Consider the following 12,413-nt stretch of genomic DNA (forward strand, 5'->3'; position numbering starts at 1 on the left):
GGGGGTCCTCAGACGATGCTGTGCCCGGCGGCACGCAGCCGCTGGGCCAGATGCGCGATATGGGCGGGGCCGACCTCGCAACAGCCGCCAACGATGGTGGCGCCCTGATCGACCCAACCCATGGCGAAATCGGCATAGGCCTCGGGCGTCAGGTCGACGCGGGCGGTCAGCGCCTCGACCGTGGGGCGGGATTCAAGGAACGCCTCGCTAATGCGGGTGAAGCCGTTGGCATAGGCGCCAAAAGGCAGACCGAACCCGGCGATGATGTCGAGCGCGGCGGCCACCGCCTCGGGGCGGGAGCAGTTCACGAGTACCGCCTGGGGGCGGTATCGGGCGACGATGGCGGCCAGCTCACCCACCCCTTCGCCCGAGCGCAGGCGGGTGCCGTCATCATCCATCACGGTGACCGACAGCCAGACGGGTTTGGTGCCAAGGGATGCACCCCTCAGCGCGCCCTCGGCCTGGTCGACCGAGGCGGCGGTTTCAATCAGGAACAGGTCGACCCGGTCGTTCATCGCGCGCACGCTGTCGGCATAGAGCGCCTCGGCCTCTTCTGGCGGGGGGCAGATGTCGGGGCGGTAAGAGGCGCCGAGCGGCCCCAGCGCGCCCGCGATGCGGCCCGATCCATGCGCGGCGCGGGCGGTTTCGGCCTGTCTCAGCGCGGTGTCGATCAACGTCTCGAACTGGTCGCCGATCCCGGCGGGTTCCAGCCGGTCGCGCAGCACCGCATAGGTGTTGGTGGTGGCGATGGTGGCGCCCGCGTCGAAATAGTCGCGATGCACGGCGCCGACGTGATCGGGCGCCTCGAGCATGACAGAGGTGGACCAGAGCGGCGTCGGGCGCTTGCCCGCGCGTTTGACAAGTTCCTGGCCGATGGAGCCATCAAGCAGGGTGATGTCGGTCATGGGTGCTCCTGTGCGGGGATGAGGACGATCTTGCCGGGCAGGCGTTTGGTCATGAATTCGGCCTGTGCCTCGGCGATCTGGTGGAGGGGGTAGGTGGCAGATACCAGCGGGCGGATGGCGCCTGCGTTGATCAGGGCGATCAGGTCCGCAAAGATCTCGCGCGGCTGGTAGGTGGCGCCGTGGATGGTGATGTCGGGCAGGTAGATCTGGCGCAGGTCGGCACTGACCATCGGCCCGGCGATGGCGCCCGAGACAGCGTAGTGCCCACCGGGTTTCAGGGCGCGGATCAGGTCGGGCCAGATCGGGCCGCCGACCACGTCGATCACCCGGTCGAATTGGGCGGGTGGAGGGGTTTCGTCGCGGTTCAGGATAGCGGCTGCCCCGGCGGCGGTGACGGCCTCGGCCTTGGCGGGCGCGGTCATCGCGGTAACGGTGGCCCCCAGATGCGCGGCCAGTTGCACGGCGGCGAGCCCGACGCCGCCCGAGGCGCCGGTGATCAGCACCGTATCGCCTGGCCCCACGCCGCAGCGCGCCAGCAGGTTCCACGCGGTGCCATAGGCACAGGGCATGGCGGCGATTTCGATGTCCGAGAGGGGGGAGGCGGTGACGTCGAAGAGGTCATCCGCATCAAGCAGGCAGTATTCGGCAAAGGCGCCGTCCAGTTCCGAGCCGAGGGCCACGAAGCCAAACGGGTTGTCGGGTGCCGGACGCGGCAGATTGATCTGGCAGGTTACCCGCTGGCCCATGGTCCAGCCGGTCACGCCCGCGCCCAGAGCGATAATACGCCCGCAGAGGTCGCCGCCCTGGATGCGGGGGAAGCTGAGCGCCCCGGCCCAGCCGCCCGCCTCGCCCGTCTCGCCGCTGTCGGTGGCGCCGGTCACATCCGAGGAGTACCAGCCGATCCGCGTGTTGATATCGGTGTTGTTGACCCCGGCGGCCAGCACCCGGACCAGCACCTGCCCCGGCCCGGGGGCCGGGACCGGAATGTCATCGCACCACGCCAGCGCCTCTGGCCCGCCGTGGCGGGTCAGCAAGACGCCGGACATGGTGGCGGGGATCGTCATGCGCGCAGCCGCTCGTTCTCCGGATCCCAGAGCGGTGCGTCGGGCTGCACCACGGCGCGGCATTTCTCACCGTAGATCTCGACCTCGAGTTCGGTGCCCGGCACCGCCAGATCGGCGCGCACCATGCCCAGCGCCACGCTGGCGTTGATGCGATAACCCCAGGCGCCCGAGGTGGTCTCGCCCACGATTTGCCCGTCATGCCAGAGGCAGGACATATAGGGCGCGTCGCAATCCCGGGCCTCGACCAGCAGGGTGACAAAGCTTTTCTTCACCCCGCGCTGTTTCTCGGCCAGGATCGCGGCCTTGCCCGGGAAATCCTGCGGCTTGTCGAGCTTGACGAAACGCTCCAACCCGCCTTCGAGCAGGGAGTAGTCGGTGGAAAGATCGCCCTTCCACGCGCGATAGCCTTTTTCCACGCGCAGGGAATTGAGCGCCCACATGCCGAAGGGTTTTGCCCCGGCGGCAAGGATCGCGTCGTAGATCGCGGGCATGTGTTCGTTGAGCGCGTGCACCTCCCATCCCAGTTCCCCGGCAAAAGAGACCCGGATCAGGAAGGCGGGCTGGCCAGCGACGGTGGCGGCCTGATGCGTCAGCCAGCCCTGCGACAGGTCGGCATCGGACAGCCCGGCGAGGATCTCGCGCGATTTTGGGCCGGTGACGATCAGCGTGTCGCGGGTGGTGGTCACATCCTCGACCGTGACTCCGGCGGGCATGGCGCCCAAGAGGATGTCTCGGTCGTGCCATTGCGCGGTGGCCGCCGTGATCATCACGAACTCGTCCTCACCCAGACGGATGCAGGACATCTCGGTCAGGATGCGGCCACGGTTTTCCGAGATGTAGACCAGGTTCATCCGCCCCACCTTGGGCAGGCCGCCGGTGATCAGGCCGCGCAGCGCCTCGGCCGCGCCCTCGCCCTTGACCAGAAAGCGCGAGAAGCCGGGCAGGTCGAGCACGCCGCAATGGTCGCGCACGGCCTCGCATTCCTCCTTGATCCGCTGCTCCCACGGACCGGAGCGGCCCCAGGTGTGGGTGCTTTCCTCGGACGTGTCATCGCCCGGCTGCGCGAACCAGTTCGCGCGCTCCCAGCCGTTATAGACACCCATGACGCCGCCCTGCGCCTTGACCCTGTCATGCACGGGCGAGAGTTTCCTGTCGGGGGCTGCGGGCCAGCGATGCCAGGGGAAGTGCATGGCATATTCGTTGCCATAAACCTCCATCCCCTTTTGCACGCAGTAGTCGTGATCGGTGTAGTCGGTATAGCGGCGCGGATCGCAGGACCACATGTCCCATTCGGTCTGGCCATCGACGATCCATTCCGCCAGCACCTTGCCCGCGCCGCCGCCCTGGGCGATGCCGAAGGTGAAGACGCAGGCCTCGAAAGCGTTTTTCACGCCGGGCATCGGACCGATCAGCGGCAGCCCGTCGGGGGCATAGGGAATCGGGCCGTTGATGATGCGGCTAACACCTGCGGTGGCGGTGACAGGTACGCGTTCCATCGCGTCGGCGACGATATCGGCGATCCGGTCCAGATCGTCGGACCAGAGCTGGAAGCTGAAATCGTCCGGCATCGGGTCGCTGTCCACATCCCAATGGGCGCGACAGTTGGGCTCATACGGGCCGATGTTGATGCCGTTCTTTTCCTGCCGCAGGTAATAGGACACGTCCACATCGCGCAGCAGAGGCAGCTTGCGGCCGTTCTCCTTGGACCAGGCCTCAAGCTCGGGGATCTGTTCGGTCAGCAGGTACTGGTGGCTCATCACCATCATCGGCACGGTGCGCCCGCCATAGGGCTTGAACCATTCGCCGACGCGCTGGGCATAGTAACCGGCGGCGTTGACCACATAATCGCAGGCGATATCGCCCTTGTCGGTATGCACGATCCAGGTGTTGTCGGGCTGCTGGGTGACGCCGGTCGCAGGGCAGAAGCGGATGATCTTGGCGCCCATGTCGCGGGCGCCCTTGGCCAGCGCCTGGGTCAGCTGCGCCGGGTCGATATCGCCATCAGTCGGATCGTAAAGCGCCCCGGCCATGTCATGGGTTTCCAGGAAGGGATAACGCGCCTTGGCCTCGTCGGGCGTCAGCATCTCCATCTTGATGCCCTGATAACGGCCCATGGCACAGGCGCGCTCAAACTCCTGCATCCGTTCCTTGGTGTGGGCCAGCCGGATAGAACCGGTCTGGTGATAGTTCATCGGATAATCGACTTCTTCGCCCAGCCGCGCATAAAGCTCGGTCGAGTAACGCTGCATGTTCATGATCGACCACGAGGTCGAAAAGGTCGGCACGTTGCCAGCGGCATGCCAGGTGGAGCCTGCGGTCAGCTCGTTCTTTTCCAGCAGAACGCAATCGGTCCAGCCCTTCTTGGCCAGGTGATAGAGCGAGGACACCCCCACCACACCGCCGCCGATGATGACCACACGGGCCTTGTTGGGAAAATCGGACATGTTCACTCCCTAGTCCTTGTGCGGCGCATCGTCCGCGATGTCGTAATAATCGCCCTTGTCGGCGACAAAGATGTGCTTGCTCAGGCGCAGGCCGGTGGGGCCATCGACCGATCCAAGCGAAAAGCTGATCGTGTCTTCGTCATTGGCCTTCCAGAACAGGAACGCGCCGCAACGGGCGCAGAACCCCCGCTTGGCGCTGTCGCTGGCGGCAAACCAGCTGACCGGGCCGGTGATCGTCAGGTCGGCCTCGGGTACGAAAGCCGAGGACCAGAGGCCGCCCGATTGCCGCCGGCACTGGCCGCAATGGCACATCGAGGCGCCCTGCGGCTCGGCTTCGGTCGCGTAGCGGATATCGCCGCATAGGCACGAGCCAGATATCATCGTCATCTCCTTAATAAACCGGCGGAGCAATCACCCAGACGGCCACGGCGGGCTCGTCATGGGGATTGGCCCATTGATAGGGTTCATGACGGATGCGGAAACTGTCGCCCGGCCCGACCGAGAAGACGCGCCCGCCGATGGTCAGCTCCAGCCGCCCCGACAGCATGTATCCGACCTCCTGCGTGGGTCGGTTCGCCGGGGTCTGCATCCGCGAATGCGGGGCAAAGGTGGAATGCACCATCTCGAAATCGTCGGTCAGATCCGGCGACAGCAGTTCTTCGATCAGCCCTTCTTCGCCCGAGCCCATGGGCCGCCGCGCGCCTGCCCGCACCACATAACCCTGTTCGGCGGCCGGGGCGGCGGCATGGGCAAACAGCATCGACATCGGCACGCCCAGGCAGCCCGCGATCTGGCGCAGGTCCGAGATCGAGGGTTCGGACATGTCGCGCTCTACCTGACTGAGCCAGCCGACCGAGCGCCCCAGCCGCGCCGCGATCTCGCTCAGCGTCAGGCCACGCGCCTTGCGCAGGGCGCGCAGATCGGCGCCAAGCGTCGCGCTGGACGGGGCTTGCGTATTCACCGGCGCCTCCCAAGCTTCGTGAAAAATCATCCTCAAATTTCATGATGACGCGATTCTCGTGAAATTCTCAACACAAATTTCACGAACCAACAGAACACCGCTTCACTTTGCAGCAAATACTCCGGGGGAGTCGCCGCTTTGCGGCGGCGGGGGCAGCGCCCCCCTTTTCCATCGCCGGTTCTTGCATATCTAACCGGGCAAACGCTAAGACCCGCCCATGTGGAACGCGATCCTCTATCTCTGGGTCCTCAACGGGCTGACGGTGGCTCTGTTCGCCTGGGACAAGCTCTCGGCGCGCTGGAGCCGGGGCCGGGTGCCCGAGCATCTGCTGCTCTGGCTGTCCGCCCTTGGCGGCAGCCCGGCGGCGCTGTTGTCGCGGTGGCTGTTCCGGCACAAGACCCGCAAGCAGCCTTTTGGCCGCTGGCTCTGGTCCATCGTGCTGTTTCAGATCACCGTCCTGGTGATCCTAGTGGGCAAAGACCTGCTCTAGAATTGCCCCCAGCGCTTCGGCATCCGCGACCGTAAAGGCATCCGGCAGGTCGCTGTCGATATCGAACACCGCAATCAGCGCGCCAGTCCCGTCAAACACCGGCAGTACCAGTTCCGACCGGGTGGAAGAGGCGCAGGCGATATGGCCGGGAAAGGCATCCACATCCGGCACCAATTGCACCTCTCCGGTCCGCGCCGCGGCACCGCAGACGCCCTTGTCAAACGGGATTCGCAAACAGCCGTGACCGCCCTGATAGGGGCCGATCTTGAGCACACCGGGCTCTGTCACCCGGTAAAAGCCGGTCCAGTTGAAGCGGTCGTCCGCATGATGAACCTCGCAGGTAACCGTCGCCATCAGCGCCACCTGATCGGTCTCGCCCTCGGTCAGGGCGGCGATGGTCTTGGCGAGGGTGTTGTAGTCAACGGTCATGACAAGGCTCCGCTGGGTCTGGCTTGAAACTAGCCTATCGCGCGGACAAAGGACAAAAGCAAGGCGTGGGTCAGCCCAGCAGGCGGCACAGATGCGTGACCGCTGCCGCGCCGCGCGCCTGGCACGCGGCATCGGACGGGGCGGGCAGGCGGCCAATCACTCGGCGGATCTGCTGGTCGCCCACCAGCAGATCGAGGTAAAGACCCGCCGCCGCCCCGGCATCGTCGAAGCGCAGCAGGCCCTCGCCCCGCGCCGCCTTTAGCACCTGCACAATCAGCGGCATCACGCTGTCGCGCCCCGATTGGCCAATCAGTGCGCCCAGCTCGCCGCTCGGGTCGGCGGCAGCGGCACGGTTCAGCGCCACCGCCCGGTCGCCCAGCAACAGCATCAAGAGCCGTGGCCCGAGCGCATGCAACGTATCGCGGGGCGGGCGGGCGGCGGCCAGATCGGCCTCCAGCTGCGCGCGCACCTCGGCCGCGTTGCGGATCACCAGCGCCCGAAACAGGCCCTGTTTGTCGCCATACCAGCTGTAGAGCGTCTCGTTCGAGGCGCGCGCGAGCCGCGCGATGCCCTGCATCGAGGTACCCGCATAGCCCTTTTGTTCGAGCAGGGCATAGGCCGCTTCCTCGATCTGCTGCTGGCGCTCCGCGCGGCTGTCGTCCTTCATCGGGTTTCCTTTCGCTTGACGCTGACCGTAATCGTGATTACGGATACAGGCAACCGTAATCATGATTACGCTTTTCGATGACACCGAGTTCAGGAGACAGACATGACCCAGACCGACCGCCCCCGCCTTGCTGCCCTTGTGGTACTGATCCTGTTGCAGCTGATCATGCTGTTTTCGCTTTATGCCGGGGTGCCGCCGCACCCGCCCGTTGCAACGCCGCTCTTTGGCATCGGGCCGTTCATCGGCGTCTCGGTCTCGGCGGCGGTTGCGGCGATTGTGCTGGGAGAGAGCCGCGCCGGGCGGGTGATGGCCCTGCTCGCCGTTTTGGGTGCGCTGGTCTCGTTTGGGCCGCAGAAATACCTCGACCCGCAGTTCCCGCTGATCTGGCCCGCCGTGATCGCCGCGCAGCTGGCCGCGATCACGGTGTTGGTGCGCCTGTTCCCTGCGATGTCGCGGCAAGGGGTCTGAGCTGATGGACCTGATGCTTGTCGGTTTCGTCCTGACCGCCTTGGCCGCCATCGCCACCCCCGGGCCGACCGTTTTGCTGGCACTGGGCAACGGGGCGCGGGGCGGCATGCGCGGCGCGGCGCCCGGGATCGCAGGAGCGGCCCTGTCGGACATCCTGCTGATCACGGCGGCGGCGCTGGGCCTGGGGGCGGTTCTGAGTGCCTCGGCCCTGCTGTTCGGTTTGGTGAAATGGGCGGGCGTGGCCTATCTCGCCTATCTCGGGTTCCGGTTGATACGAGGGGCGCCGCCGCCCGGCGCGACGGAGAGCGTCCCGCAGGAGCCGGCCGCAACAGTGTTTCGCCGCAGCTTTCTGGTCGCGGTGACCAACCCCAAGGGCTATCTGTTCTTTGCGGCTCTGCTGCCGCAGTTCATTGACCCCAGCCAGCCTGCGACCCGGCAATATCTGGTGTTGGCGGCGCTCTTCGTGGCGACCGATCTGCTGGTGATGAGCCTTTATGCCGCTGTTGGCGCCTGTTCGCGGCACCAGGGCGGACGCGTGGCGGGGCAGCGGCTGGGCCGGTTCTGCGGGCTGGCGATGATCGGGGTTGCCGGGTCGCTTGCGTTGATGCGCCGCGCCGAGATCTGAGGAACGCGCCGGATCGCTCCGGCGCGCCACGTTTCCAAAGGGTCAGACCCGCTCGATGGCGATGGCGGTGCCTTCGCCGCCGCCGATGCAGATCGCGGCAACGCCACGCTTCAGCCCGCGCTTTTCCAACGCATTGAGCAGCGTCACCATGATCCGTGCGCCCGATGCGCCGATCGGGTGACCCAGCGCGCAGGCGCCGCCGTTGACGTTCACCTTGTCGCGGGACAGGCCCATTTCATGCATGAAGGCCATCGGCACCACGGCGAAGGCCTCGTTCACTTCCCACAGGTCCACATCCTCGACGCTCCAGCCGATATTGGCGAGCAGCTTCTTGGCGGCCGGAACCGGGGCGGTGGTGAACCAGCCCGGCGCCTGGGCATGGCTGGCATGCCCCAGGATGCGGGCGCGCACGGTCAGGCCCTGGGCGGCGGCGGCCTCGGCCGAGGCCAGCACCAGGGCGGCGGCACCGTCCGAGATCGACGAGGCATTGGCCGCGGTCACGGTGCCATCCTTGCGGAAGGCGGGTTTCAGCGTCGGGATCTTGTCGGGCCGGGCGCTTTTGGGTTGTTCGTCGGCATCGGTCACCACCTCGCCCTTGCGGGTCTTGACGGTAACGGCGGCAATCTCGCCGTCGAAGGCGCCCGAGGCCTGCGCATCCAGCGCGTTTTGCAGCGAGCGCAGCGCATAGTCGTCCTGCGCCTCGCGGGTGAACTGGTAATGTTCGGCGCAATCCTCGGCAAAGGTGCCCATCAGGCGGCCTTTATCATAGGCGTCCTCCAACCCGTCGAGGAACATGTGGTCGATCACCTGACCATGGCCGATGCGGGCGCCGCCGCGCATCTTGGGCAGCAGGTAGGGCGCATTCGACATGCTCTCCATCCCGCCCGCAATCATTGTGTCGGTATGGCCCAGCGCGATCTGGTCAAAGGCAATCATCGCCGCCTTCATGCCCGAGCCGCACATCTTGTTGAGCGTGGTGGCGGGCACCTCTTCGCCCAGGCCACCGGCAAAGCCTGCCTGGCGCGCGGGGGCCTGTCCCTGACCGGCGGGCAGGACGCAGCCCATCAGCACCTCGTCCACGGTGGCGGCCCCTGCCCCGGCCAGCGCGGCGCGAATCGCGGCGCCGCCCAGTTCGGCGGCACTGACACCGTCATACATGCCCTGAAACCCGCCCATCGGTGTGCGCGCGGCACCGGCGATGACAACTTCTTTCATCCTGTCCTCCTGAGGAAAGCTCTGTGCCTGAATACCGAATGGTAAGAATTGCCGTCTACCCTCGTGCGGCGAAAAGTAGCCACCCGAGGAGTGGGAGTATGAGTCTGACCAGCACCGTGGCCGGTGACACAAGGGTGATCACCGTGAATGTAGAACGAATAGATGCCGCCATGGCGATCCAGTTCAAGGAAGACATGCGCAGCGAAACCGAAGCGGGACCCGATCACGTGATTCTCGACCTGTCGCAGGTCACCTTCATCGATTCGAGCGGGCTGGGCGCGATTGTCGCTTCGATGAAGCAACTCGGCGGCAACCGGCGGCTGGACCTCGCCGGGCTTACCCCGGTCGTGGACAAGGTGTTTCGCCTGACCCGCATGGATACCGTGTTCAATCTGTTCGCAACGCTCGACGACGCGCTTGCGGTACGCCCGAATTAACCCGCCCGGGAGGCTGGCGCCGTGCAGTTCAACGCGGATCGGCAAGGCTTTGCCCTGAATTTCCGAGCCACCGAGATGGAGGCGCGAGAGGGGATTCGCGCGGTTGCGACCCAGCTGCGCCAGCGCGGCCTGTCCGAGGAACGGGCCGGCGATGTGGAAATCGCGCTGGCCGAAGCGATCAACAATGTGGTCGAACATGCCTATGCCGACATTGAACCGGGTCAGGTCCGCATCCGGTGCCAGATACGCAACGACAAACTGCTGATCCGTATTTCGGACCACGGCCGCCCGCTACCCGACGGACAGTTGCCCAAAGGTGAGCCCGCCAGTGTCGAGACCGACTTAGCCGATCTGCCCGAAGGGGGCTTTGGCTGGTTTCTGATCCGCCAATTGGTCAGCGAGATTCGATATGAACGACGCAAGAACAGCAATCTGCTGTCCCTGCGGTTCGACCTCCCGCAGATTTCGTGAACAAACTCTGGCGCGACACAATCTTGCCTTATTGACTCCGAACTCATGCCGCAATGGCAGGTCAGAAACGAACCTGTAGCTGCATATGGCTTCCCTCGGCGTTGCGCGTTTCAGCCCCCACCCAGTGCGCGGCGCCGAGGACTACCCTCCCCCAGGACATTGCCGGTTTCTCAGCCTGTCGCGCCCGTTCATACGGAACAACGGATTGATTTCCTGTGCTCGCCGCCTAGTGTCGCGAAAGCACGAGGGAGACACCGCAATGCGCGATTTTCACATGCCGGGACGATCCCAGGTTTTCGCCACCGAGGGAATGTGCGCCACATCGCACCCACTGGCCGCCCAGGTGGCGGTCGATCTGCTCAGACGGGGTGGCAATGCTATGGATGCGGCGCTGGCGGCGGGTCTTGTGCTGGGCATCTGTGAACCACAGATGACCGGCATCGGCGGCGACTGTTTCGTGCTGTATACCCGTCCTGGCGAGGACCAGATCCGCGCCCTGAACGGCTCGGGTCGCGCTGCGGCCGGGGCCAACGCCGCTGCCTTGCGCGATCAGGGACTGGATCGGGTACCGCTTCGCAGCCCCCATGCGGTCACCATTCCCGGCGCCATCGACGCCTTCTGCCATCTGGCCGAAACCGAGGGCAAGCTGAGCCTCGACACCCTTTTGCAACCCGCCATCGAATATGCCGAGCGCGGCGTTCCGGTGGCCCCGCGCGTGGCGTTCGACTGGGCACGGGATGCAGGCATCCTGCAGGGCGCGGCCCGCAAACACTATCTGGTGGACGGGCGCGCGCCGGTGACAGGCCAGATCTTTGCCGCCCCCGGTCAGGCCGAGGTGCTGCGCCGCATCGCCCGCCACGGGCGCGACGGGTTCTATACCGGCGAGGTGGCCGAGGACATGCTTTCGGCACTGAACGCCCTGGGTGGTCCGCACCGGGCCGAAGATTTCTCGGCCACGACCTGCACCCCGACCAAACCCGTTTCCGGCCCCTACAAATCGGCCGAACTGGTCGAGCATCCGCCCAACGGCCAAGGCGCCACGGCGATCCTGCTGCTCAACATCCTGTCGCATTTCGACATCGCAGCGATGGACCCGCTGGGCGCCGACCGCATCCATATCGAGGCAGAGGCCGCCAAGCTGGCTTATGACGCTCGCAACCGGTTTCTGGCCGACCTCGACCACACCAAGGGCCTTGCACACATGCTGTCCCCGGACACCGCGGCCAGGCTGGCGGCGCTGGTCGACCCGAACCGCGCCATGGCTTCTGCCGCGCCGCTGACCGAGGCAGTGCACAAGGACACGATCTATATCACCGTGGTGGACCGCGACCGTATGGCGGTGTCGCTGATCTATTCCATCTTTCACGGTTTCGGGTCTGGCATTGCCTCCGAGAAATTCGGAATTCTGCTGCAAAACCGCGGCGCCGGGTTCACCCTGCAAGCGGGCCACCCGAACGAGATGGCGGGCGGCAAGCGCCCCATGCACACCATCATTCCGGGCATGCTGCGCGAGGGGGCAGATATCTTGACCCCGTTCGGCGTGATGGGTGGTGCCTTTCAACCGTCAGGTCATGCGCGCTTCGTCTCGAACCTGGTCGACTTCGGGATGGACCTGCAAACCGCCATGGATGCGCCCCGCGCCTTTGCCGATGCAGGCGAGTTGAAGCTGGAACGCGGATACGCAGCGGCGGTGCGCCAGACGCTGGCCGACAAGGGGCACAAGATCGTGACACCCGAGGTACCGCTGGGCGGCGCACAGGCTATTCGCATCCGCCCAGACGGCGTGCTGGAGGCCGCAAGCGACCCACGCAAGGATGGCTGCGCGCTGGGGTATTGACCCCCGCGCGCACAGCCCCAATCGGACAAGCCGTCAATTTAACTGGAAGTGTAACGGATAGGTTCCGTCCTGAAATGGCCCGAACATGTCGGGAATATCCGGGTGGTCCACCGGCTCGCCAGAATAGTCGGCGATCAGGTTCTGCTCGGACACATAGGCCACATAGTAGCTCTGGTCGTTCTCGGCGAGCAGGTGGTAGAACGGTTGCTCTTTGAGCGGCCGGCTATCCTCGGGGATAGCCTGGTACCACTCTTCGGTGTTGGCAAATTGCGGATCCACATCGAAAACGACACCCCGGAACGGGTGTTTCCGATGACGGACCACTTGCCCCAAATGATATTTGGCGTGTGATTTCATCATTGTCATTTCAGCCCCTAGTGCAATTAGTACCGTCAACCGT

General features: G+C 65.5%; 15 protein-coding genes. 6 read left to right on the forward strand and 9 right to left on the reverse strand.

Annotated features, from left to right (window positions below; genetic code table 11):
- Positions 1 to 8: 8 nt before the first annotated feature.
- The 5 genes from AC2FNA_RS11430 to AC2FNA_RS11450 are packed head-to-tail and all read right to left on the reverse strand — an operon-like array spanning position 9 to position 5,374.
- On the reverse strand, positions 9 to 905 hold the full coding sequence (locus tag AC2FNA_RS11430; RefSeq protein ID WP_496826589.1) for a homocysteine S-methyltransferase family protein: 897 nt from the start codon (positions 903 to 905) through the stop codon (positions 9 to 11).
- Positions 902 to 1,969: an alcohol dehydrogenase family protein gene (locus AC2FNA_RS11435; protein WP_496826591.1), complete on the reverse strand. Its 1,068-nt coding sequence runs from the start codon at positions 1,967 to 1,969 to the stop codon at positions 902 to 904. Before AC2FNA_RS11435 ends, AC2FNA_RS11430 begins: the two co-directional genes overlap by 4 nt.
- A complete protein-coding gene (locus AC2FNA_RS11440; protein WP_496826593.1) occupies positions 1,966 to 4,413 on the reverse strand; it encodes a GcvT family protein in 2,448 nt (815 codons plus the stop codon). Before AC2FNA_RS11440 ends, AC2FNA_RS11435 begins: the two co-directional genes overlap by 4 nt.
- Before the next feature lie 9 nt (positions 4,414 to 4,422).
- The gene (locus AC2FNA_RS11445) at positions 4,423 to 4,794 is read right to left on the reverse strand and encodes a GFA family protein (protein WP_496826595.1); all 372 of its coding nucleotides are present in this window, start codon (positions 4,792 to 4,794) and stop codon (positions 4,423 to 4,425) included.
- 10 nt (positions 4,795 to 4,804) lie between these two features.
- Positions 4,805 to 5,374: a helix-turn-helix domain-containing protein gene (locus AC2FNA_RS11450; RefSeq protein WP_496826597.1), complete on the reverse strand. Its 570-nt coding sequence runs from the start codon at positions 5,372 to 5,374 to the stop codon at positions 4,805 to 4,807.
- A gap of 217 nt (positions 5,375 to 5,591) precedes the next feature.
- Here AC2FNA_RS11450 and AC2FNA_RS11455 point away from each other — a divergent pair, with 217 nt between their 5' ends.
- Positions 5,592 to 5,864 carry a DUF1294 domain-containing protein gene (locus AC2FNA_RS11455; protein ID WP_496826599.1) on the forward strand — a complete coding sequence of 91 codons (273 nt, stop codon included), beginning with the start codon at positions 5,592 to 5,594 and terminating at the stop codon, positions 5,862 to 5,864.
- Here the strand turns inward: AC2FNA_RS11455 and AC2FNA_RS11460 are convergent.
- Together AC2FNA_RS11460 and AC2FNA_RS11465 are read right to left on the reverse strand one after the other, a co-directional pair.
- Complete coding sequence (locus AC2FNA_RS11460; RefSeq protein WP_496826601.1) at positions 5,841 to 6,293, reverse strand: GAF domain-containing protein; 453 nt, start codon at positions 6,291 to 6,293, stop codon at positions 5,841 to 5,843. The genes AC2FNA_RS11455 and AC2FNA_RS11460 overlap by 24 nt on opposite strands.
- 70 nt (positions 6,294 to 6,363) lie before the next feature.
- Positions 6,364 to 6,960 (reverse strand): TetR/AcrR family transcriptional regulator, encoded by a 597-nt coding sequence (locus AC2FNA_RS11465; protein ID WP_496826603.1) that lies wholly within the window; start codon positions 6,958 to 6,960, stop codon positions 6,364 to 6,366.
- 102 nt (positions 6,961 to 7,062) lie between these two features.
- Here AC2FNA_RS11465 and AC2FNA_RS11470 point away from each other — a divergent pair, with 102 nt between their 5' ends.
- Both AC2FNA_RS11470 and AC2FNA_RS11475 read left to right on the forward strand, forming a co-directional pair.
- Entirely contained in the window at positions 7,063 to 7,428 is a 366-nt protein-coding gene (locus AC2FNA_RS11470; RefSeq protein ID WP_496826605.1) for a hypothetical protein, read from the forward strand.
- A gap of 4 nt (positions 7,429 to 7,432) precedes the next feature.
- Positions 7,433 to 8,053 carry a LysE family translocator gene (locus AC2FNA_RS11475; RefSeq protein ID WP_496826607.1) on the forward strand — a complete coding sequence of 207 codons (621 nt, stop codon included), beginning with the start codon at positions 7,433 to 7,435 and terminating at the stop codon, positions 8,051 to 8,053.
- Positions 8,054 to 8,095: 42 nt separating this feature from the next.
- Here AC2FNA_RS11475 and AC2FNA_RS11480 read toward each other — a convergent pair whose 3' ends face one another.
- Complete coding sequence (locus AC2FNA_RS11480; protein WP_496826609.1) at positions 8,096 to 9,268, reverse strand: acetyl-CoA C-acyltransferase; 1,173 nt, start codon at positions 9,266 to 9,268, stop codon at positions 8,096 to 8,098.
- Positions 9,269 to 9,366: 98 nt separating this feature from the next.
- On the opposite strand from AC2FNA_RS11480, the gene AC2FNA_RS11485 reads away from it, so the two are divergent.
- The 3 genes from AC2FNA_RS11485 (at position 9,367) to AC2FNA_RS11495 (ending at position 12,013) form a co-directional block, all read left to right on the forward strand.
- Positions 9,367 to 9,705 carry an STAS domain-containing protein gene (locus tag AC2FNA_RS11485; RefSeq protein WP_496826611.1) on the forward strand — a complete coding sequence of 113 codons (339 nt, stop codon included), beginning with the start codon at positions 9,367 to 9,369 and terminating at the stop codon, positions 9,703 to 9,705.
- A gap of 21 nt (positions 9,706 to 9,726) precedes the next feature.
- A complete protein-coding gene (locus AC2FNA_RS11490) occupies positions 9,727 to 10,176 on the forward strand; it encodes an ATP-binding protein (protein ID WP_496826613.1) in 450 nt (149 codons plus the stop codon).
- A 259-nt stretch (positions 10,177 to 10,435) separates the two neighbouring features.
- Positions 10,436 to 12,013 (forward strand): gamma-glutamyltransferase family protein, encoded by a 1,578-nt coding sequence (locus tag AC2FNA_RS11495; RefSeq protein ID WP_496826615.1) that lies wholly within the window; start codon positions 10,436 to 10,438, stop codon positions 12,011 to 12,013.
- A gap of 33 nt (positions 12,014 to 12,046) precedes the next feature.
- On the opposite strand, the gene hspQ is transcribed toward AC2FNA_RS11495, so the two are convergent.
- The gene (gene hspQ, locus AC2FNA_RS11500; RefSeq protein ID WP_044028741.1) at positions 12,047 to 12,373 is read right to left on the reverse strand and encodes a heat shock protein HspQ; all 327 of its coding nucleotides are present in this window, start codon (positions 12,371 to 12,373) and stop codon (positions 12,047 to 12,049) included.
- Positions 12,374 to 12,413: the final 40 nt, after the last annotated feature.

This window comes from Ruegeria sp. YKSD163 (assembly GCF_059612905.1).

What these genes read in the sequence shown, in the direction of transcription:
- AC2FNA_RS11430 (WP_496826589.1), bottom strand. Translation starts at nt 905, where the DNA reads ATGACCGACATCACCCTGCTTGATGGCTCCATCGGCCAGGAACTTGTC.
- AC2FNA_RS11435 (WP_496826591.1), bottom strand. Translation starts at nt 1,969, where the DNA reads ATGACGATCCCCGCCACCATGTCCGGCGTCTTGCTGACCCGCCACGGC.
- AC2FNA_RS11440 (WP_496826593.1), bottom strand. Translation starts at nt 4,413, where the DNA reads ATGTCCGATTTTCCCAACAAGGCCCGTGTGGTCATCATCGGCGGCGGT.
- AC2FNA_RS11445 (WP_496826595.1), bottom strand. Translation starts at nt 4,794, where the DNA reads ATGATATCTGGCTCGTGCCTATGCGGCGATATCCGCTACGCGACCGAA.
- AC2FNA_RS11455 (WP_496826599.1), top strand. Translation starts at nt 5,592, where the DNA reads ATGTGGAACGCGATCCTCTATCTCTGGGTCCTCAACGGGCTGACGGTG.
- AC2FNA_RS11460 (WP_496826601.1), bottom strand. Translation starts at nt 6,293, where the DNA reads ATGACCGTTGACTACAACACCCTCGCCAAGACCATCGCCGCCCTGACC.
- AC2FNA_RS11465 (WP_496826603.1), bottom strand. Translation starts at nt 6,960, where the DNA reads ATGAAGGACGACAGCCGCGCGGAGCGCCAGCAGCAGATCGAGGAAGCG.
- AC2FNA_RS11470 (WP_496826605.1), top strand. Translation starts at nt 7,063, where the DNA reads ATGACCCAGACCGACCGCCCCCGCCTTGCTGCCCTTGTGGTACTGATC.
- AC2FNA_RS11475 (WP_496826607.1), top strand. Translation starts at nt 7,433, where the DNA reads ATGGACCTGATGCTTGTCGGTTTCGTCCTGACCGCCTTGGCCGCCATC.
- AC2FNA_RS11480 (WP_496826609.1), bottom strand. Translation starts at nt 9,268, where the DNA reads ATGAAAGAAGTTGTCATCGCCGGTGCCGCGCGCACACCGATGGGCGGG.
- AC2FNA_RS11485 (WP_496826611.1), top strand. Translation starts at nt 9,367, where the DNA reads ATGAGTCTGACCAGCACCGTGGCCGGTGACACAAGGGTGATCACCGTG.
- AC2FNA_RS11495 (WP_496826615.1), top strand. Translation starts at nt 10,436, where the DNA reads ATGCGCGATTTTCACATGCCGGGACGATCCCAGGTTTTCGCCACCGAG.
- hspQ (WP_044028741.1), bottom strand. Translation starts at nt 12,373, where the DNA reads ATGATGAAATCACACGCCAAATATCATTTGGGGCAAGTGGTCCGTCAT.